The sequence below is a fragment of the Nocardia neocaledoniensis genome, from assembly GCF_003182135.1.
GTDB classification, from domain to species: Bacteria; Actinomycetota; Actinomycetes; order Mycobacteriales; family Mycobacteriaceae; genus Nocardia; species Nocardia neocaledoniensis.
This window is the reverse complement of the sequence record NZ_QGTL01000001.1, coordinates 366,155-386,554: the sequence shown is the minus strand read 5'-3', so window position 1 is coordinate 386,554 and position 20,400 is coordinate 366,155. Positions and strand designations below refer to the sequence as shown.

General features: G+C 70.5%; 20 protein-coding genes. 16 read left to right on the top strand and 4 right to left on the bottom strand.

Features of this window, described 5'->3' with window-relative positions:
* Positions 1-21 precede the first annotated feature (21 nt).
* Positions 22-1,284, bottom strand: a complete 1,263-nt coding sequence (locus DFR69_RS01800; protein WP_244198033.1) for an amidohydrolase family protein — start codon at positions 1,282-1,284, stop codon at positions 22-24.
* Positions 1,285-1,364: 80 nt separating this feature from the next.
* Entirely contained in the window at positions 1,365-2,018 is a 654-nt protein-coding gene (locus tag DFR69_RS01795; protein ID WP_208643886.1) for a GntR family transcriptional regulator, read from the bottom strand.
* Positions 2,019-2,199: 181 nt separating this feature from the next.
* Here DFR69_RS01795 and DFR69_RS01790 point away from each other — a divergent pair, with 181 nt between their 5' ends.
* From DFR69_RS01790 to DFR69_RS01750, 9 genes are all read left to right on the top strand, one after another.
* Entirely contained in the window at positions 2,200-2,946 is a 747-nt protein-coding gene (locus DFR69_RS01790; RefSeq protein ID WP_167456126.1) for a sulfite exporter TauE/SafE family protein, read from the top strand.
* A 31-nt stretch (positions 2,947-2,977) separates the two neighbouring features.
* The gene (locus DFR69_RS01785; protein ID WP_110035629.1) at positions 2,978-4,180 is read left to right on the top strand and encodes an amidohydrolase; all 1,203 of its coding nucleotides are present in this window, start codon (positions 2,978-2,980) and stop codon (positions 4,178-4,180) included.
* A gap of 68 nt (positions 4,181-4,248) precedes the next feature.
* The gene (locus tag DFR69_RS01780; RefSeq protein WP_110035628.1) at positions 4,249-5,064 is read left to right on the top strand and encodes an ABC transporter ATP-binding protein; all 816 of its coding nucleotides are present in this window, start codon (positions 4,249-4,251) and stop codon (positions 5,062-5,064) included.
* Complete coding sequence (locus DFR69_RS01775) at positions 5,061-5,915, top strand: ABC transporter permease (protein WP_110035627.1); 855 nt, start codon at positions 5,061-5,063, stop codon at positions 5,913-5,915. Before DFR69_RS01780 ends, DFR69_RS01775 begins: the two co-directional genes overlap by 4 nt.
* A gap of 48 nt (positions 5,916-5,963) precedes the next feature.
* Positions 5,964-7,097: a nitrate ABC transporter substrate-binding protein gene (locus tag DFR69_RS01770; RefSeq protein WP_110035626.1), complete on the top strand. Its 1,134-nt coding sequence runs from the start codon at positions 5,964-5,966 to the stop codon at positions 7,095-7,097.
* Positions 7,098-7,291: 194 nt separating this feature from the next.
* Positions 7,292-7,861: a crossover junction endodeoxyribonuclease RuvC gene (gene ruvC, locus DFR69_RS01765; protein ID WP_186817438.1), complete on the top strand. Its 570-nt coding sequence runs from the start codon at positions 7,292-7,294 to the stop codon at positions 7,859-7,861.
* On the top strand, positions 7,858-8,457 hold the full coding sequence (gene ruvA, locus DFR69_RS01760) for a Holliday junction branch migration protein RuvA (RefSeq protein WP_110035624.1): 600 nt from the start codon (positions 7,858-7,860) through the stop codon (positions 8,455-8,457). The genes ruvC and ruvA overlap by 4 nt, the downstream gene beginning before the upstream one ends.
* A 3-nt stretch (positions 8,458-8,460) precedes the next feature.
* On the top strand, positions 8,461-9,558 hold the full coding sequence (gene ruvB / locus DFR69_RS01755) for a Holliday junction branch migration DNA helicase RuvB (RefSeq protein ID WP_110035623.1): 1,098 nt from the start codon (positions 8,461-8,463) through the stop codon (positions 9,556-9,558).
* A gap of 43 nt (positions 9,559-9,601) precedes the next feature.
* Positions 9,602-10,114, top strand: coding sequence for a GtrA family protein (locus tag DFR69_RS01750; RefSeq protein WP_167456125.1), 513 nt, complete (start codon positions 9,602-9,604; stop codon positions 10,112-10,114).
* Here DFR69_RS01750 and DFR69_RS35460 read toward each other — a convergent pair whose 3' ends face one another.
* Entirely contained in the window at positions 10,115-10,693 is a 579-nt protein-coding gene (locus DFR69_RS35460) for a DivIVA domain-containing protein (RefSeq protein ID WP_110035621.1), read from the bottom strand. It abuts the gene before it with no gap.
* Between the two features lie 175 nt (positions 10,694-10,868).
* Here DFR69_RS35460 and DFR69_RS01740 point away from each other — a divergent pair, with 175 nt between their 5' ends.
* From DFR69_RS01740 to DFR69_RS01710, 7 genes are all read left to right on the top strand, one after another.
* The gene (locus DFR69_RS01740; RefSeq protein ID WP_110035620.1) at positions 10,869-12,359 is read left to right on the top strand and encodes a flavin-containing monooxygenase; all 1,491 of its coding nucleotides are present in this window, start codon (positions 10,869-10,871) and stop codon (positions 12,357-12,359) included.
* A 109-nt stretch (positions 12,360-12,468) separates the two neighbouring features.
* A complete protein-coding gene (gene yajC / locus DFR69_RS01735) occupies positions 12,469-12,819 on the top strand; it encodes a preprotein translocase subunit YajC (RefSeq protein WP_110035619.1) in 351 nt (116 codons plus the stop codon).
* 108 nt (positions 12,820-12,927) lie between these two features.
* On the top strand, positions 12,928-14,643 hold the full coding sequence (gene secD, locus DFR69_RS01730) for a protein translocase subunit SecD (protein WP_110035618.1): 1,716 nt from the start codon (positions 12,928-12,930) through the stop codon (positions 14,641-14,643).
* Entirely contained in the window at positions 14,640-15,824 is a 1,185-nt protein-coding gene (secF, locus tag DFR69_RS01725) for a protein translocase subunit SecF (RefSeq protein ID WP_110035617.1), read from the top strand. Before secD ends, secF begins: the two co-directional genes overlap by 4 nt.
* Before the next feature lie 23 nt (positions 15,825-15,847).
* Positions 15,848-17,560 carry an ABC transporter substrate-binding protein gene (locus tag DFR69_RS01720; protein WP_110035616.1) on the top strand — a complete coding sequence of 571 codons (1,713 nt, stop codon included), beginning with the start codon at positions 15,848-15,850 and terminating at the stop codon, positions 17,558-17,560.
* 47 nt (positions 17,561-17,607) lie between these two features.
* Complete coding sequence (locus DFR69_RS01715) at positions 17,608-18,180, top strand: adenine phosphoribosyltransferase (protein ID WP_110036077.1); 573 nt, start codon at positions 17,608-17,610, stop codon at positions 18,178-18,180.
* Positions 18,181-18,378: 198 nt separating this feature from the next.
* Positions 18,379-19,965 carry an ABC-F family ATP-binding cassette domain-containing protein gene (locus DFR69_RS01710; protein WP_186817445.1) on the top strand — a complete coding sequence of 529 codons (1,587 nt, stop codon included), beginning with the start codon at positions 18,379-18,381 and terminating at the stop codon, positions 19,963-19,965.
* Here the strand turns inward: DFR69_RS01710 and DFR69_RS01705 are convergent.
* The gene (locus DFR69_RS01705; RefSeq protein WP_244198032.1) at positions 19,962-20,387 is read right to left on the bottom strand and encodes a nuclear transport factor 2 family protein; all 426 of its coding nucleotides are present in this window, start codon (positions 20,385-20,387) and stop codon (positions 19,962-19,964) included. The two genes, DFR69_RS01710 and DFR69_RS01705, sit on opposite strands and share 4 nt — an antisense overlap.
* Positions 20,388-20,400 lie beyond the last annotated feature (13 nt).

Sequence of the window (20,400 nt, the reverse complement as noted above, 5' to 3'; positions counted from 1 at the left end):
TGTCCGTGGGGCCTGGGTCGGTCACCGCACCGGCGCCGGCCGCAGGATCTCGGTCGTGCGGGTGGTGCGGGCGACGATCCGGCCCGCCTTCACGACGTAGCAGCGGTCGGGGCGATCCAGCAGGGCGTCGGCCACGCGGTGGGTGCCGAGGACGACGAGGTCGGCCCGCGCGCCGACCCGGATGCCGTGCCGATCGCCGATGCCGAGCAGGGCCGCGGCCTCGGTGGTGGCCATCGCCAGTACACGGCGCAGATCCGCCGGGCTGCCGAGGTGACCGGTCTGGGCGAGGAACAGGCCGATGTCGAGCAGGTCGGCGTTGCCGTAGGGGGTGAAGGCATTGCGAATGTTGTTGGAGGAGTAGGCGGTCGTGACCCCGGCCGCCCAGAGTTCACGGACCGGTGCGATCCCGCGGCGCACCGCGGTCTCGTCCGCGCGGCCACCCAGATGCATGTCGGTGGCGGGCAGCGGGACCACCGCGACCCCGGCCTCGGCCAGGCGCGCCATCGTCGCCCGTCGCTCCCCGGGCGGGCGGCCCGCGAGGGAGGTGACGTGGCCGATCGCGACCCGGCCACCGAGGCCGGCGCGCTCGGTGGCCGTGGCGATGTAGTCGGCCATGGCGAAGCGCGGATCGGTCGCGTCGTCGGCGAAATCGGCGTGGATGTCCACGGGGACATCGAATTCGGCCGCCAGCTCGAAGACCAGGTCGACGTGCCGCTCGCAGTCGGCGACATCGGCTTCGTTGTAGGAGCACCCGCCGATCACGTCCGCGCCGCGCCGCAGCGCCGCGCGCAACAGCTCCAGCGTGCCGGGCGCGCGCAGGATGCCCTCCTGCGGGAACGCCACGATCTGCAGATCGATCAGGCCGCGGTACTCCGCGCGCAGATCGACCAGCACGTCCACCCCGAGCAGCCCGACGATCGGATCGACATCGGGGTGCGCCCGGAGCGCGGTGGTGCCGTGGACGATCGCTTGGTCGAGCACCCGCCTGGCGCGCGCCGCCACATCGGTGGCGGTGAAACCACGCTTGAGCTCCCCGGTGACCGCGATGGCGCCCGCCAGGGTGTCGTCCGGTGCGACGGCCTGGGTGGCCAGCAGCGCCTTGTCCAGGTGCACATGCGGTTCGATCAAGCCGGGAATGACAACCCTTGCGGCGCAGTCGATCTCGGCCGCCGACCGGCACCGCAGCGCCGGCTCGACAGCGGTGATGATCCCGTCGGAGACGGCGATGTCGACGGGCTCGGCGTCGTCGGCGACGCGGGCGCGGCGCAGCACCAGATCGGCCACGAGAACCTCCTGAAACGCGGGGACCATCTTTGTATACGACGGCTGTGTTTCCGGGGGAGGCGGCGGATGCTGCGGGTGTGTTACGCGTCCGTGGAACGGCCGCGCAGGCGATAGGCGGATTCGGCGTGCGCGATGTGCTCGGCGACCACCGCGCGGGCCCGCTCGGCGTCGCCCGCCGCCAGCGCGGCGCAGATCTGTTCGTGCTCGTGCCAGGAATCCTCGGCCCGGCGTGGCAGCTCGACCGCGTACACCCAGGCGATCTTCCAGCTGAGCTGGGTGATCAGCTGGGTCAGCAGCGCGCTGCCCGACGCCTCGGCCAGCACCTCGTGGAACCGGCTGTTGAGCCGGGCCAGCTCGTCGAGCCTGCCGTCGCGCACCGCCTCCTGGCCCAGCGAGGTGAGTTCTTTGAGCCTGCCCAGCTGTTCGGGGCTGCGCCGGGTGGCCGCGCGGCTCGCGCACAGCGGTTCGAGCAGCGCGCGGATCTCGAGCAGATCGGCCGCCTCGGCCTCGGTCAGCTCGGCGACGAAGGTGCCCGCGTACGGCCGGGACGAGGCGAAACCCTCGGCTTCGAGGGTGCGCAGCGCCTCACGCACCGGGACCCGCGAGACGCCGTAGCGCTCGGCGAGGGTGTCCTCGGTCAGGCGCTGACCGGAGACGAAGTCGCCGCGAATGATGTCGTCGCGGATGGCCCGGCAGACCTGCTGCGGCGTCATCCGGCGCACGGTGCTGCTCACATCGCCTCCAGGGTCGATCGCGGAAGAGTGCCGCGCTGTTCGTCTACGATCCGCGGCCGTTCTCCCTCGAATCTACGGCACGACACGGCCTGAGCGGCTGGTGGCACGGCTCACCAGCGCTCGCGGAGACCTGGCAGGCGTGGTCGTATACGATCGCGACACGCTCTTCGGAAAGGTTGTCATGGATCCCGTGCACATGGCCCTGCTGCTGGCCGCGGGTGTCGGGGCAGGTTTCTGCAACGCCATCGCCGGTGGCGGCAGCCTGCTGTCGTTTCCCGCCCTGCTGGCCTTCGGGCTGTCGCCGGTGACCGCGACCGTCACCAATGCCGTCGCGGTCTGGCCCGGCTACCTGGGCGGTGCCGCGGCGCTGCGTAAGCGGACGGAAGAGTACCGGGAGCTGCTGCCCCGCCTGGTGGTCACCGGGACCGCGGGCGCGCTGGGCGGTGTCCTCGTGCTGCTCGCCGCGCCGCCCGCGGTGTTCGCGGCGCTGGTGCCGTACCTGGTGCTCGGGGCGACCGCCCTGTTCGCCGCGCAGCCGTGGCTGTCCCGCAAACTGGCCGTCCGGCAGTCCGATTCGCGGCTCATGCTGTTCGCTGGATTGTTCCTCGGTGGTGCTTACGGCGCGTATTTCAACGGCGGGATGGGGATCGTCCTGCTGACCGCGCTGGCGCTCGGGCTCGACGCCTCGGCGCAGCTGCTCAACGGACTGAAGAGCGTGCTCACGGTGGCGGTGTCGACGACCGCCATGGTCGCGGTCGCGCTGTTCGGGCCGGTGCACTGGCTCGCCGTCGCGATCCTGGCGCCCGCCTGTCTCGCCGGTGGTGTGCTGGGCGCCCGGTTCGCCGATCGCCTGCGGCCCACGGTGTTCCGCGGTGTCGTGATCGTCTTCGGTGCCGGGGCGGGCACCGCCATGTTGCTCACCGCCTGATCAGGGCGACCGTTCCCGAGGAGGAGCCGAGATGACCGAATTGCTGTTGCGTGGCGGCAGGCCGTGGAACCCGGGCGTCGCGCCCGAGCTCGCCGACATCCACGTGGTCGACGGCCGGATCGCCGCCATCGGCGCCGACCTGGCCGCGCCGGCCGCCGAGGTGATCGACCTCGACGGCGCGCTGGTGTTGCCCGGCCTGGTCGACACCCACTGCCACCTGGACAAGACCTTGTGGAGCGGGCCGTGGGTGCCGAACACCGGCGGCCGCACCCTGGCCGGGCGCATCGCCAACGGGGAGAGCCGCCGCGCCGAGCTCGGCCTCCCGAATGTCGACTACGCGGGAAACCTGCTCGCCGCCATGATCGCCGCCGGGACGACGCATGTCCGCAGTCATGTCGACGTCGACCCCGAGATCGGGCTCGCCGGGGTGGAGGTGGTTCGCGCCGCCGCCGAACGGCACCGTGACCGCGTCGACGTGGAGCTGGTCGCCTTCCCGCAGGGCGGTCTGCTCCGCCGCCCCGGCACCGCGAAGCTGCTCGAAGCGGCGCTGGCGGACGGTGTGGAGGTCATCGGCGGGCTCGATCCCGCCGGTTACGACGACGACGCCGCAGGCCACCTCGACCTCGTCTTCGGTCTGGCCGAGCGCTACGGCGCGAAGATCGACATCCACCTGCACGACGGCGGTTCGCTCGGCGCCTGGCAGTTCGGCCTGATCGTCGAGCGCACCCGCGCGCTCGGTCTCGCGGGCCGGGTCACCATCAGTCACGCCTACGCCATGGGGCAACAGGAGCCCGATGAGCAGCGCCGCATCGCGGAGGAGCTCGCGGCCGCCGGTGTCGCGATGGTGACCTGCGCGGTCGGCGAGGCCCCGGTGGTCCCGGTGCGGGTGATGGCCGGTGCCGGAGCGACGCTGGCGCTGGGCAACGACGGCATCCGTGATCTGTGGACGCCCTACGGCGACGGTGACATGCTGCGCCGGATCAGCACCGTCGCCTACCGGGACCGCCTGGTCGCCGACACGGAGATCGAGCTGGCGCTGCGTGCCGGAACCCACGGTGGCGCAGCGGTTCTTGGCCTCACCGAGTACGGGCTGACGCCCGGCGCGCCCGCCGACCTGTGCGTCGTGGACGGCCCCACCCCGGCCGCCGCCGTGGTCGCGCTGCCCCCGCGCAGGCTGGTGTTCAAGCGCGGCCGGATGGTCGCCGCGAACGGTGCGCTGCTCGCCGCCGATTGATCGTATACGAAACAAGCGTGTAATCCGCCGGACCGCGATCGGCAATGACCGGCCACTACAAATAGTCCATGAGCGCATCGGCTTCCACCGCGTCGCCCGCCGCCGACTCGTATACGAGAATCGACCGCGGTCGCGACCCCGAACCGGCCCTGGCCTTCGACGGCGTCTCCCTCGTCTTCGGTGACGGCACCCGGGCACTGTCCGATATCGACCTGCGGGTCAGGCCCGGCGAGTTCGTCTCGCTGGTCGGCCCGTCCGGCTGTGGGAAATCGACGCTGCTGCGTCTGGCGGCCGGCTTCGAACAGCCGACCACGGGTGCCGTCGCGGTCGGCACCACCAGGCTGGGCTACGTCTTCCAGGAATCGACCCTGCTGGCCTGGCGCAGCGTCGCCGCCAACGTCGAGCTGCCCGCCGAACTGGCCGGAGTCGACCGGGCCACCCGCCGCGCGGACGCGCGGGACGCGATCGCACGGGTCGGCCTGGCCGGATTCGAGAAGCACAAGCCCGCGCAGCTGTCCGGCGGCATGCGGATGCGGGCCTCCATCGCCAGGGCGCTGACCCTGCGGCCGGAGCTGTTCCTGTTCGACGAACCGTTCGGCGCGCTCGACGAGATCACCCGGCAGCGACTCAACGAGGAGGTCGGCGCGCTGTTCCGGCGCGACGCCTTCGCCGGTGTCTTCGTCACCCACTCGGTGAGCGAGGCGGTGTTCATGTCGACCAGGGTCGTGGTCCTCACCGGCCGGCCGGGGCGGGTGGCCGCCGAGATCGCGGTGCCCTTCGACTTCCCCCGCCTGCCGCAGCTGCGCTACACCCCGGAATTCGCGGCGATCTCGGCCGAGGTGTCGGGCGCGCTGCGCGGCGCCGAACAGGAGGTCGCCGCATGACCGCCGTCGTGGTGTCCGGTGCCGGACTCGACGCGGCGACACCGAAGCTCCGCCGCCGCTGGCCGTTTCGGATCTCGCCGATCCGGGTGCTCGCCCCGATCGTGGTGTTCGTCGCCGTGCTGGCGTGCTGGTCGCTGGTGAGTCACGTCCTGCTCGACCCGCAGTCGCGGTTCCTGCTGCCCGCCCCGGAACAGGTGATCGCGAAGGGACTGCTCGATCCGGTCGCGCGGACCGCGATCGTGGCCGCGCTGTGGTCGACCGTGCAGGTGGCGCTGGTCGGGCTGGTCGTGGCGATCGTGCTCGGGGTGAGCTTCGCGGTGGTGATGAGCCAGGCGCGCTGGGCCGAGTACTCGCTGTATCCGTACGCGGTGGTGCTGCAGACGATTCCGATCCTCGCGGTGGTCCCGCTGTTCGGGTTCTGGTTCGGCTACGAGTTCTCCAGCCGGGTGATCGTCTGCGTGATGGTCTCGTTGTTCCCGGTCGTCACCAACACACTGTTCGGCCTGAAATCGGTGGCGCCCGCCGAGCACGACCTGTTCACCCTGCACGGGGCGAGCCGATGGCAGCGCCTGGTGAAACTGCAGCTGCCCACCGCGCTGCCCGCGATGATCTCCGGCTTCAAGATCTCCGGCGGCATGGCGATCATCGGATCCATCGTCGCCGACTTCTTCTTCCGGCAGGGCGAACCCGGCATCGGCCGGATGATCGACGTCTACCGCCAGCAGCTGGCCACCGAGGAACTGCTCACCGCGCTGCTGCTGTCCTCGCTCGTCGGCCTGATCCTGTTCTGGCTCTTCGACTTCCTGGCCCGGCGCGTCGACAGAGCGCAGGGCCTGCGCCGCGACGCCTGACCCCGACCGCCCCACCCTCCTCATCGCTCGACCCCGAAGGAACTCCCGGTGCAGAAACATCTCCTCGCCACGGCCGTCCTGGCCTGCGCCACCGCGCTGACCGCCTGTACGAGCGCGACCTCCGTACCGGCACCGACCGGCCAGGGCGCACTTGCCGGGATCTGCCCGGCGACCGTCGTCATCCAGACCGACTGGTACGCCACCCCCGAGCGGGCCGCCGCCTATCAGCTGGTCGGGCCGGACGGCACCGTCGACGTGGCGAAGGGCGCGTACTCCGGTCCGCTCGGTGACACCGGCGTGAATGTCGAAGTGCGCCTGGGTGGTCCGTTCCTGGGTGGGCAGCCGGTGCCCGCCCAGATGTATCAGGATCAGAGCATCACCCTCGGCTTCGTCCCGACCGACGACGCGGTGCGCGCCGCCGCCAAGTTCCCCGTCACCGGGGTGTTCGCCTCCCTCGATGTGAACCCGCAGATCGTGCTGTTCGACCCGGCGACCTATCCGCAGGTCAGTTCGTGGAAGGACGTGCCGGGCACGGGTGCCCCGGTGGTCTACAGCGAGGGCAAGCTGTTCATGGACTACCTGATCGCGCACGGCGACGTGTCCGCCGCCCAGGCCGACGCCTCCTTCGACGGCACCCCGAGCCGCTTCGTCGCCGAGCGGGGCAGGGCGATGCAGCAGGGCTATGTCTCCAACGAGCCCTACCGCTGGGAGCACGATGTGAAAGGCTGGCTCAAGCCGGTGAAATCGCTGCTGGTGCACGAATCCGGCTACGAGATCTATCCGCACGCGTGGTCGGTGCGCAGCGGCGAACTGGACGCGCTGGCACCGTGCCTGAGCAAGCTCGTGCCGCTGCTGCAGCAGGCGCAGGTCGACTATGTCCGGAATCCGGAGCCGGTCAACCAGGCGTTGCTGCGCATCGCCCGGACGATTCCGGACGGCCCGCCGATGACCGAGGGTGGCAACACCGATTCGGTGCGAGTGCAGCTGGCGCAGAAGATCGTCGGCAACGGGCCGGACGCCACCCTGGGCGATTTCGACACCGGCCGCGTCGACCGGGTGATCAGCGCGGTGACACCCATCCTGCGCAAGCGCGGGCTCGAAGTACCCGACGGCGTAACCGCCGCCACGATCGTCACCAACCGGTTCGTCGACCCCGCGATCGGATTGCCGACCACGCCGTGAGGCCGCCGGCCTGCTCGACCTGAACGAGCGTAAGCTCGTCGCCGATCCAGCGCGGGTCTGGGGCGAATTCGCGAAGGATCGCGCGCTGCTCGGCCTGGCGTGATCAGGGAGGGGTGCCCGTGTCGCTGGCCGGGGCCGGCGGGCGGATGCTCTAGACTTTCGAACAATTGTTCGCGTCTTCGAAGGGGCTGCCGGTGCGGGTGATGGGCGTCGATCCGGGGCTCACCCGGTGCGGGCTCAGCATGGTCGACAGTGGGCCGGGGCGCAAGGTCGTCGCGCTCGACGTGGGGGTGGTGCGCACACCGGTCGACGCGGAGCTGGCGCTGCGGCTGATGGCCGTCGCCGACGCCGCCGAGCACTGGATGGACACCCATCAGCCCGAGGCGGTCGCCATCGAACGGGTCTTCGCGCAGCACAATGTGCGCACCGCGATGGGCACCGCGCAGGCGGGCGGCGTGATCGCGCTGGCCGCGGCCCGGCGGGGAATCCGGGTCGCCTTCCACACGCCCAGTGAAGTGAAGGCCGCCGTCACCGGCAACGGCACCGCCGACAAGGCCCAGGTCACCGCGATGGTCACCCGGATCCTCGGACTCCAGGTCGCGCCGAAACCGGCCGACGCCGCCGACGCGCTCGCGCTGGCGATCTGTCATTGTTGGCGGGCGCCGCTGCTGGACCGCATGGCGGCCGCGCAGGCACAGGCCGACGAGGTCCGCCGCCGCTACGAGCAGCGGCTGGCCGAACAACGAAAGGTGGTGCGCCGGTGATCGCGTCGGTACGCGGCGAGGTGCTCGAGATCGCGCTCGACCATGTGGTGATCGAGGCCGCGGGGGTCGGCTACCGGCTCAATGTCACCCCGGCGACGCTGGCCGGCCTCACCCGGGGTGAGGAGGCCAGGCTCTACACCGCGATGATCGTGCGCGAGGACTCGATGACGCTGTTCGGCTTCGCCGACACCGAGGCCCGCGATCTGTTCGGCCTGCTGCAGACCGTCTCCGGGGTCGGCCCGCGCCTGGCCATGGCCGTGCTGGCCGTGCTGGAACCCGAGGCGCTGCGCAAGGCGTTGGCGGAGAGCAACGTCGCCGCGCTGACCCGGGTGCCCGGCATCGGTAAGCGCGGCGCCGAGCGCATGGTCGTCGAACTGCGCGACAAGGTGAATCTGGTGCCGGTGCCGGCGGGCCCGCCCGGAGCGCAGGCGGCGCTCACGCCGGTGCGCGAACAGGTCGCCGAAGCGCTTGTCGGCCTGGGCTTTCCGGCCAAGCAAGCCGAACAGGCCGTCGACACGGTCCTGGCCGATCAGCCCGCCGCCACCACCTCCGTGGCCCTGCGTGCCGCCCTCGGCCTGCTCGGCAAGAACAGGTAGGTCATGGACGACGACTTCGCGCCCGAGTCCTTCGACACCGACGACCCCGCGCTCACCGCGCAGTTCCTGCAGTCCGACGGCGAGACCGAGACCGGCCTGCGCCCCACCTCGCTCGACGATTTCATCGGCCAGCCCCGCGTCCGCGAACAACTGGCCCTCGTCCTGCGCGGTGCCAGGCAGCGCGGCGCCACCCCCGACCACGTGCTGCTGTCCGGCCCGCCCGGACTCGGCAAGACCAGCATGGCGATGATCATCGCCGCCGAACTCGGCACCGCCCTGCGCATCACCTCGGGTCCCGCGCTGGAACGCGCGGGCGACCTGGCCGCCATGCTGTCCAACCTCGTCGAGGGCGATGTGCTGTTCATCGACGAGATCCACCGGATGGCCAGGCCCGCCGAGGAGATGCTGTACCTGGCGATGGAGGACTTCCGGGTCGACGTGGTCGTCGGCAAGGGGCCGGGCGCGACCTCGATCCCGCTCGACATCGCGCCGTTCACGCTGGTCGGGGCCACCACCAGGTCCGGCGCGCTTACCGGCCCGCTGCGCGACCGCTTCGGCTTCACCGGCCACATGGACTTCTACGACCCCGGGGAACTGCTGCGCATCCTGCAGCGCTCGGCCCGCATCCTCGGCGTCCGGATCGACCAGGACGCCGCCGCCGAGGTGGCGGGCCGGTCCAGGGGCACCCCGCGCATCGCCAACCGGCTGCTGCGCCGTGTGCGCGACTTCGCCGAGGTACGCGCCGACGGCGTGATCACCCACCCGATCGCCATGGCGGCGCTCGAGGTCTACGACGTGGACGCGCTCGGCCTGGACCGGCTCGACCGGGCCGTGCTCGGCGCGCTGGTGCGCGGCTTCGGTGGGGGACCGGTGGGCGTGTCCACCCTCGCCGTCGCCGTCGGGGAGGAAGCGGCCACCGTGGAAGAGGTGTGCGAACCGTTCCTCGTGCGCGCCGGGCTGGTCGCCCGCACGCCGCGCGGCCGGGTCGCGACCGCCACGGCCTGGGAGCATCTCGGGCTGGTGCCGCCGCCGGATCTGGTCATCGGCGCGATCGAAGTGCGTGGGCGCGAACCGCACCCGTCGATGGACCTGCTGGACTGAACCCGGTGGGCAGGTCGCCGCGAGGTCGTCTACTGTCGGCCGGGTGGCAGTCCAAGCGGTGGTGCAGCGCCTCCCCGAGCCGTTGCGTTCCCTGCTCCTGAAACATCGGGAGCTGTTGAAGTTCGCGGTCGTCGGTGGAATCACCTGGTTCATCGACACCGGGGTCGTGTACGCGGTGAAGCTGACCGTGCTCGGCGAGAAGCCGCTCACCGCGCGCCTGCTCGGCGCGCTGATCGCGACCATCGCCTCCTACATCCTCAACCGCGAATGGTCCTTCCGCACCCGTGGGGGCAGGCAGCGCAGCCACGAGGCAGCCCTGTTCTTCACCGTGAGCGCGCTCGGAATCGGCGTCACCATGATCCCGCAGGCCGTCTCGCTGTACGTGCTGAACCTGCGTGTGCCGCACGTGGATCCGGTGGTGCAGGCGGTCGCGAACTTCGTCTCCGGGCAGATCCTCGGCGTGCTGCTGGCGATGGCGTTCCGGTTCTGGGCGTTCCGGCGCTACGTGTTCCCCGACGACCTGCGCGAGGCCGAACTGCACAGCATCCAGGGCTGATCAGTGCCGCCGCTCGGCGTGCTCGAGCGCGGTGATCACCAGGTCGACGAACGCGTCGACCTCCTCGCGGGCGTAGCCGCGGGTGCCGAGACGGGTGTCGGTGAAGCGCACCCCGCGCACGTCCTCGGCGGTGAGACTGCCCGGACCGTTGTGGGCCAGCGTCGCCGCGACCAGATCCAGGAACGCGTCGACCTCTTCCTCGTGGTAGCCGCGCCGCCCGACGGCCGAGAGGCTGAACTGCATGCGGTGCACGTCGTCGGGGGAGAGCATCTCGGCGACGTCGTCGCCCGGGCGCGCGGCGGGGACCGGGGCGCCGCCCTTCTGCCGGTGCTCGAGTTCGGTGCGGACCCGGTCGAGGAAGTCGTCGACCTGATCGGCCTGGTAGCCGCGCCCGCCGAAGCGCGGCGCCCCGAAATGCACGTGGCGGATGTCGTCGGCGGTGAGAACGCCCTGTCCGTCGAGCGTCGCCGAGACCAGTTCCAGGAACGCGTCGACCTCGTCGGCGTGGTAGCCACGGTGGCCGAGGGTGGGCATGGCGAAGTGGGTACGGCTCACATCGTCGGGCGTCACAGCGGTCATTGTGTCAGGATTGCCCTTCTATCCCATGGCTTTTCGTCATGGCTCGCCCATCGCGAACGCCCCCGATGAACAGCCCTCTGACGGCGTGACTGTACACCGCCGTCAGGCACTGTCGCCGTGGACTGAATAATGTGTCATCCTGTAACAGACACAATGTCGCACGTGGAGGTTCGTCGTGGCACCTCAGTTGGACGCGATCGTGGTCGGGGCGGGTTTCGGCGGCATGGGAGCCGCCATCGAACTCGACCGGCTCGGGTTGCGGAATTTCGTCATCCTCGAGCGCGAGGACGACCTCGGCGGGACCTGGCATGTGAACCGGTACCCCGGGCTGGCCGTCGACATCGCCTCGGTCACCTACTCGTATTCCTTCGAGCCCAATCCGTACTGGTCGCGCCTGTTCGCCCCGGGCGCCGAGCTCGAGAAATACGCCCACCACGTCGCGCGCAAATACGACCTGAGCCGCCGCATGCGCTTCGGCACCGTCGTCGACGGCGCGCGCTGGGACGACGAGAACCAGCAGTGGACGGTCTCCGTCGCCGGGGGCGAGACGCTCACCGCCCGCTATCTGCTCACCGCGACCGGGTTCCTCTCCCAGCCCTACACCCCGCCGTTCCCCGGGATCGAATCCTTCGCGGGCAAGATCATCCACACCACCGCCTGGGACGACGACTACGACCTCACCGACCGCAGGGCCGCGATCATCGGCACCGGTGCCACCGCCGTGCAGCTGGTCCCCGAGGTGGCCAAGCGGGTCGCCGCGCTCACTGTCTTCCAGCGCACTCCCATCTGGGTGGTGCCCAAGGTCGACGCGCCGATCCCCGGCGTGGTGCAGGAACTCTTCGCCAAGGTGCCGCTCACCCAGAAGGCGGCCCGGCTGGCCAACACGGCCATGCTCGAAGCGCTGATGGTCGTCGGCGTGCTGCACTACGCGCAGGCCAAACCGCTCAACTCCGCGGCGGCGGCGCTGGCCAAGGCGCACCTGTTCGCCCAGGTGCGTGACAAGAAGACCAGGGCCGAGCTCACCCCGCACTACGACTTCGGCTGCAAGCGCCCGACGTTCTCCAACACCTACTTCAAGACGTTCAACCAGCCGCACGTGCGCCTCGAGACCAACTCGATCGATCACGTCGAACCCGACGGCATCGTCACCGCCGACGGCCGCAAGACCGCGATCGACACCCTGCTGCTGGCCACCGGCTTCAACCTGTGGGACGTGAACTTCCCGGCCATCGAGATCATCGGCCGCGACGGGGTGAACCTCGGAAAGTTCTGGCGCGACAGCCGCTTCCAGGCCTACGAGGGCATCACGGTGCCCAAGTTCCCCAACTTCCTCAGCCTCAACAGCCCCTATTCCTACAGCGGGCTGTCCTACTTCACCACCATCGAGGCCCAGATGAAGCACATGGGCAGGCTGTTCACCGAGTTGTTCCGGCGCGGCGAACAGACCTTCGAGGTCACCGAGCGGGCCAACGCCGAGTTCCTCGACCGGGTGACCGACAAGCTGGGATCCTCGGTCTTCTACGGCGGCGACTGCTCGACCGCGCGCAGCTACTACTTCAACCAGCACGGTGAGGCGGCGCTGCTGCGCCCGACCAGCACCCTCAACGCTCACCGCGAGGCGGTCGCCTTCCCGCTCGACGACTACGCCTTCGGCCGCACCGCGTGAGCGGCGCGCGGACGCGCTGATCGGTGTCCGGTGTGTCGCCGGCGCGCGGAACTGGCAGACTGTCAGGCGTACTTGCACGTCCACCACTGACTAGGGACTGACTTCGACGATGGACTTCCTGTTTCCGCTGCTGATCCTCGCCCTGCTCGTGCCGATGTTCTTCGGCATCCGCAAACAGAAGCGGGAGGCCGAGAAGGTCGCGTCCATGCAGGAGAGCCTGAAGGTCGGTGACCAGGTGGTCACCACGTCGGGCCTGTACGGCACCGTCGTCGACCTGGACGACACCACCGTCGACCTCGAGATCGCCGAGGAGGTCGTCACCACCTGGCTGCGCCAGGCGATCCGCGAGGTGCGCGCCGACGAGTCGGTGGTCGAGGAGACCGCCGCGACCGACACCGCGGCCGAGGCCGTCGTCGAGGAGTCCGCGGAGCAGACCGAGACCCGGCTGACCAAGGACTGATCCACTCCCTCTCGCCGGTGCCGGCGCGCCGCCGTGGCGCGCACCCGGTGCGGGCATCGTCGTGCCCACCCGTTCCGACCTCGACTTCCGCCTAGGAGATGACCTGCTGTGCCACCTTCCCAAGGATCGGCGCATCCGTTCCGGCTGCTCGGCGTCTACGCCGCGCTGCTGGCCGTGATCTACGCGCTGGTGTTCTTCACCGGTGACCATTCCCCCACGCCCAAGCTCGGTATCGATCTGCAGGGCGGCACCCGCGTCACCCTGACCGCGCGCACCCCCGACGGCAGCAGGCCGAGCCAGGACAGCCTGAAGAAGGCGCAGGAGATCATCGAGAACCGTGTCAACGGCCTCGGCGTCTCCGGCTCCGAGGTGGTCATCGACGGCGACAACCTCGTCATCACGGTGCCCGGTGAGGACAGCCAGCAGGCTCGCGCGCTGGCCACCACCGCCAAGCTCTACATCCGCCCCGTGCTGGCGGCCACGCAGCCGCAGGCCGGTGGCGCCGCGCCGCAGGTCCCGCCGGCCCAGGGCGGCACCCCGCAGGCCCCGGCCACCGACGCGCCCGCGCCCGCCGAGTCGACCGCGCCGACGCCCGGCGAGGCCCCGGCCCAGGGCGAGCCGACCACGCCCGCTCCACAGTCGCGGGTGTTCCCGGCGCAGGCGCCGCCGACGCCCACCCCCGCGCCCGGTGGTGACCTGACGCCCCAGCAGCAGCAGGCCAAGGAGATCGCCGACGCCAAGGCGCTGCGCCAGAGCACCGACCAGTCCGTGCAGCAGGTCGCCGCGGCGAGCCTGGACTGCACCAAGCCGGACCCGCTGGCGGGCAACGACGACCCGGCGCTGCCGCTGGTCACCTGCTCGCAGGACGGCACCGAGGTGTTCCTGCTCGGCCCCAGCCGCATCGACGGCCAGGAGATCGCCGACGCGACCTCCGGCCTGAACTCCCAGCAGGCGCGCCACGAGGTGAACCTGGAGTTCAAGGGCAGCGGCACCGACGCCTGGGCCGATCTGACCGGCGAATACGTCAACAAGCGGGTCGCGTTCGTGCTCGACTCGAAGGTCGTGAGCGCGCCGCAGGTGCAGCAGGGCCCGCAGCTGGGCGGCCGCACCTCCATCTCCGGCAGCTTCACCGCCGACAGCGCGGCCGAGCTGGCCAACACGCTGAAGTACGGCTCGCTGCCGCTGTCGTTCCAGACCTCCGAGGCCGAGACGGTCTCGGCGACGCTGGGCCTGTCCTCGCTCAAGGCGGGCCTGCTCGCCGGCGCGGTCGGTCTGATCGCGGTGCTGCTGTACTGCCTGTTCGTGTACCGGATGCTCGGGCTCATCGCCGGGTTCTCGCTGATCGCGGCCGGCGTCGCCGTCTACGGCATCATCGTGCTGCTCGGGCGCTGGATCGGCTTCACCCTCGACCTGGCCGGTATCGCCGGTCTGATCATCGGTATCGGTCTGACCGCCGACTCGTTCGTCGTGTTCTTCGAACGCATCAAGGACGAGATGCGTGAGGGCCGCAGCTTCCGCTCGGCCGTGCCGCGCGGCTGGGCCAGGGCCCAGCGCACCAACCTCTCCGGCAAGACCGTCAGCCTCATCGCCTCGGTCGTGCTGTACCTGCTCGCCGCCGGACAGGTGAAGGGCTTCGCCTTCACCCTCGGTATCACCACCGTCCTCGACGTGATCGTGCTCTACCTGGTCACCGCACCGCTGATGATGCTCGCCGCGCGCTCGCCGTTCTGGGCGAAGCCGTCGGTGAACGGTCTCGGTTCGATGCAGCAGATCGCCAGGGAACGCGGCGCGGGCCAGGTCCGGCCGAAGGAGATGTCACGATGAGCAACGACCGACCCACCGAGGAATCGGTGTACCTGGACAAGGCCGAGCCGTCGCAGAGCCCGAAGCACGGCTTCTTCGAGCGCCTCTACACCGGCACCGGCGGCTTCCCGATCGTCAGCCGCCGCAAGCTGTTCTATTCGCTGGCGGCGATCCTGCTGCTGATCTCGGTCCTGAGCATCGCGGTGCGCGGCTTCACCCTCGGCATCGATTTCGCCGGTGGTTCGCGGATCCAGCTGCCCGCCGCGGGCGATGTCACCAGCCAGCAGGTCGAAGACGTCTACTCCCGCACCCTCGGCCACGGGCCGGTGTCGGTGCAGGAAGTCGGCTCCGGCGGCTCCGCGACCATCCAGGTGCGCTCGGAGACCCTCGACGCGGCGCAGACCGAGCAGTTGCAGAACGCGCTGTTCGAGGAGTTCCAGCCCAAGGACTCCACCGGGCAGGTCACCCGCAACGCGATCAGCATCGCCGAGATCAGTGAGACCTGGGGTGGCCAGATCACCCAGAAGGCGCTGATCGCGCTGGTGGTGTTCGTCGCGTTGACGATGATCTACATCGCCATCCGCTTCGAGCGCGACATGTCGATCGCGGCGATCGTGTCCCTGTTCTTCAACCTGATCGTGACGGCGGGCATCTATTCGCTGGTCGGCTTCGAGGTGACGCCCGCCGCGGTGATCGGTCTGCTCACGATTCTGGGTTACGTGCTGTACGACAACGTGGTGGTCTTCGACAAGGTCGAGGAGAACACCCGCGGCGTGCTGCACCTGAACAAACGCACCTACGCCGAACAGGCGAACCTGGCCGCCAACCAGACCCTGATGCGCTCGATCAGCACCACCGTCATCGGCATCCTGCCGATCATCGGCATGCTGGTGATCGCGGTGTGGCTGCTCGGCGTCGGCACGCTCAAGGACCTCGCGCTCGTGCAGCTGGTCGGCATGATCGTCGGCGCCTACTCCTCGATCTTCCTCGCCGTGCCGGTGCTGGTCTCGATCAAGGAGCGCTGGGGCCCGGTGGCCGCGCACACCAAGAAGGTGCTCGCCAAGCGGGCCGGGGGCGACGTCGGGCACCGGGTGCCGGTCGGCGCCGGGGCAGGCGCCACCCGTGGCCCCCGGCCGAGCGACGCGTCCGCGCCGCGCGCGGGCGCGCGGCCGAGCGGGAAGCGCCACAAGAGGAGGAACTGACGGCGAGAGCAGGGGGTCTCATCATGCGACGCGGCACGATTCGACTGATCACCGTGGCGGCCACCGCGGCCGTCGCCACCGGCCTGATGGCCGGGTGCTCGAGCAAGAACCAGGTGCCCTCCATCGGGTACGCCGTCGACGCGGCGGTCGCCAGCTACAACGGCGGCAGCACGCTCGGGGCGAGCAGCGGGTCCACCGCGGTGTTCGGCCGGGTGCTGACCGGGTTCTTCTACACCGGCCCGGACGGCCAGCAGGTCGCCGACACCGACGCGGGCACCGCCAAGGAGGTGCCCGGCGAGACACAGACCGTGCAGTACCGGCTCAACCCGGACGGGGTCTACTCCGACGGGGTCGCGACGTCCTGTGACGATCTGGTGCTGGCCTGGGCGGCCCGCTCCGGCCGCTTCACCCGCCCCGGCGACCGCGGCCCCGTGCCGCTGTTCGACGCGGCGAGCACCGCGGGCTACGAGGACATCGAACGGGTCGACTGCCAGCCGGGCTCCAAGGACGCCACCGTGGTGTTCCGCCCCGGCAGGCACTACCTGCCGTGGCGGACGCTGTTCACCGCCGCCGAACTGATGCCGGCCCATGTGGTGGCGCAGGCGGTCGGGCTGCCGAACGTGGTGAACGCGCTGCAGACCGGTGACGGCGCGGTGCTCGGGCGGATCGCCGACTTCTGGAACTCCGGCTGGACCATGAAGCCGGGTTCGCTGGAGCTGACGAAGTTCCCGTCCTCGGGGCCGTACCGGATCGAATCGTTCAGCGCGAGCGACGGTCTGGTGCTGGTGGCCAACGAGAAGTGGTGGGGCGCCGCCCCAGCGACGAGCCGGATCGTGGTGTGGCCCAAGGGCACCGACTACGCGGCCAAGGCGAAGGAGAACGCGCTCGGCGTCGTCGACGTGGGCGCCGGGTCGGTCGCCGACCTGTCGCTCGACGGCTTCGACGAGCAGACGATCGCGAGCCGTGGTGCCGAACAGCTGGTTCTCGGCACCGCGGGGGTCTTCGGGCCGCTGGAAGTGCGCCGGGCGTTCGCCCAGTGTGTGCCGAGGCAGGCGCTGTTCGACACCCTCGGCAAGGCGGGGGAGCCGCCGAAGTCGGGGCTGGGCGCCGGCCCGTTGAACGCTCATGTGGTGCAGCAGGATTCGCTGTACTATCCGGCCGTCATCGGCGCCGCCGACCAGTACAAGGGCGCCGACGTCGCCGCCGCCACCGCCACCCTGGCCTCGGCCAAGGCCGCGCAGCCGACCATTCGCATCGGTTACCAGGCGCCCGACGCACGGCGCGCGAAGACCGTGGCCATGATCGCCGAGTCCTGCCGGGGCGCGGGGATCACCGTGGTCGACGCGGGCGCACCGGATTTCACCCCGGCCAAGCTGGCCGAGGGTGCGGTCGACGCCGTCCTCGGCGGCACCGCGTCGGTGCCGGGCCCGGCCGGGTCGGCCACGGGAGTGGCCGCGTTCTCGGCGTTGCGGGCCGGTAGCGGACTCGATGTCGGCGGCTTCGCCAACGGTCGCTACGATGCCATCACCGATCAGCTTGCGGGAGAGGCCGACTCGACCGCGACGCTGAATCTGCTCACCGAGGCCGAGAACCTGCTGTGGGCGCAGCTACCGAGCATCCCGCTGTTCGCCACGCCGCGCACCATCGCGTTCGGCGCCGGCATGCAGAACGGGATCGCCGGGCCGACCCAGGCCGGAACCGGATGGAACATGGATCGCTGGGTGTTGCAGCGATGAGCAGTGGTGGCAGGCACGCGGAGCGTGGCCGTGACGGAGAGGTGTCGATGAGCAAGCACGCGGTGGTCGAGTCCGACGACCAGGTCAGCGAGCGGAGCGGCAAGGCCGCGGACGCGGTGCATCGGCTGACCCGCTGGCACGATGACTTCCCCACGCCGGGTGTGCGTTTCGCGGATCTGACCCCGGTCTTCGCCGACGCCGAGGGCTTCCGCGCCGTCATCGACTGCCTGGCGGCCGTGGCCCCCGACGTCGACCTCGTCGCCGGCGTCGACGCGCGGGGCTTCCTGCTCGGCGCCGGTGTCGCGGCCACGCTCGGCACCGGGGTGCTCGCCATCCGCAAGGGCGGCAAGCTGCCGCCGCCGGTGGTCTCGCGCGAGTACCAGCTCGAATACGGCTCGGCCGCCCTGGAGATCCCGGCCAACGGCGTCGAACTCACCGGCAAGCGCATCCTGCTGCTGGATGACGTCCTCGCCACCGGCGGCACCCTGGCCGCCGCGGCCGCGCTGTTCACCGAGGTGGGCGCCGAGGTCGTGGCCGCCGCCGTCGTCCTGGAACTCGGTTTCCTGAAGGGCCGCGAACACCAGGGCGACTACCCGCTCACCTCGATCATCGAGCTCTAGCGGCTCAGCGGAGCGGCCCGGCGCGGAGTAGCCGGGCCGCTGTGGCGGAAAAGACCTTGGCATCGCGTGGCGGCTGATGTTAGAAATGATGGGTCTTGTTCCCGGCGATCGGAGTCGTGCGTTGATTTCTTGAGGTAGCGCTTCCGGACGGTCCGCATTACGCGCACCGTGTATCCGTCGCACCTCCAGGGGATCCGCATGGCAACTCTCTCTTTTTCCGATCTCACTTTTCATTGGCCGGACGGCACCGTCGTCTTCGACGGCCTCGACGCCGTCCTCGGGCCGGGCCAGATCGGGCTCGTCGGCAGCAACGGGGCGGGCAAATCCACCCTGATGCGGCTGATCGCCGGGGAACTGCGCCCGCTGCGCGGGTCGATCACCGTGCCGGGACGCCTCGGCTACCTGCGCCAGGACCTCGGCATGCGGACCGGGCAGCGGGTCGAGACCGTGCTCGGCATCGCCGAGGTCAGGGCCGCGATCCAGCGCATCGAGCGCGGTGCGGGCGAACCGGAGGACTTCGACACCGTCGGGGTGCAGTGGCAGATCGAGGACGAGGCGATCGCGCTGCTGGGCAAGCTCGGCCTCGACTACGTCGCCGGATCGGTCGCCGACCTCGACCGCACCCTCGACACGCTCTCCGGCGGCGAGACCGTGCTGCTCGGACTCGTCGCGGAACTGCTGCGCGAACCCGACGTGCTGCTGCTCGATGAACCCACCAACAACCTCGACGTGGTCGCGCGCACCCGCCTCTACGACGTGATCCGCCAGTTCGGCGGCACCGTGATCGTGGTCAGCCACGACCGGGAACTGCTGGACCGGATGGACGGCATCGCCGAGCTGCGGTCCGGCGAGATCCGGTCCTTCGGCGGCAATTTCAGCGCCTACGAACGGATTGTCGAACAGGAACAGGAGGCGGCGCGGGCAGCGGTGCGCGATGCCCGCAGCGACGTCCGCAAGCAGGCCCGCGAGTTGGTCGAGGCGCGCACGAAACTGGATCGCAGGCAGCGGTTCGCGCAGAAGGCGCAGGAGTCCAAGCGGGTGCCCAAGATCGTGGCCGGGTTGCGCAAGAACGCGGCCGAGGTGTCGGCGGGCAAACTGCGCACCAGCCACATCGAGAAGCTCGAGAGCGCGCGCGAAACCCTCGACCAGGCCGCGGAATCGGTGCGCGCGGACCGTGAGATCCGCATCGACCTGCCCGACACCAGGCTGTATCCGGGCCAGGACGTCGTGACGCTCGAGCGGGTCCGGCTGGCCAACGGGCCGGTGGTGGATCTGCGGGTGAGCGGACCGGAACGGATCGCGCTCACCGGACGCAACGGCGCGGGCAAGACCACTCTGCTGCGCCGGATCGTCGAGGAGGGGCCCAAGGTCCCGTGGCGGTTGCTGCCGCAGCGCCTCGACGTGTTCGACGAACAGCGCAGTGTCTTCGACAATGTCGCCGACGCGGCGCCGCACGCGTCCCCGGAACGGATCAGGGGACAGTTGGCGCGCTTCCTGTTCCGCGGCGCCGATGCCGACGTCGCGGCCGCGGCCCTCTCGGGCGGTGAGCGGCTGCGGGCGGCGCTGGCCACGCTGCTGCTGGCCGAACCCGCGCCGCGCCTGCTGATGCTCGACGAGCCGACCAACAATCTCGATCTGCCCAGCCTCACCCATCTCACCCAGGCGCTGGCAGGCTTCGAGGGCGCGTTGATCGTGGTGAGCCACGATCAGCGTTTCCTCGACGACATCGGGATCACCCGCACCCTCGAGCTCACCCCGGACGGCCTGGTCGAGGCGGGCTCCTAGAACCCGGCGGCGCGGCGCACGACCGCCGGGTGCCTGGCCATGGCGGGTCCGAGCCACAGGGTGAAGGCGAGGATCGCGCCCAGGGGGCGCAGGTGTGGGCGCAGCCGTCGGATGCGCCCGTCCGGCGCGAGCTCGAGCACCAGCGCCTCCGTCAGCGGGAAGGGTCCGAACCGGGCCTCGCCCAACAGGACTCGCGTGTCGCCGGTGCCGACGGTATCGGCCCAGCGCAGGTCGCGCAGTGTGCGGTAGATGATCGTCAGCAGCGGAGTGAGGTCGGCGCGTCCGCGAAACACCATGCGGCCCGAGATCGGCGAGACGAGCTCGGCGTCCTCGGTCATGGTGTCGAGCATCGCCGGAATGTCGTTGTCGACGGTGGCCCGTCGAAACCGGGCGACGTACTCGCCCGCAGGGTCCTCGGTCATGGGCGCATCAGGT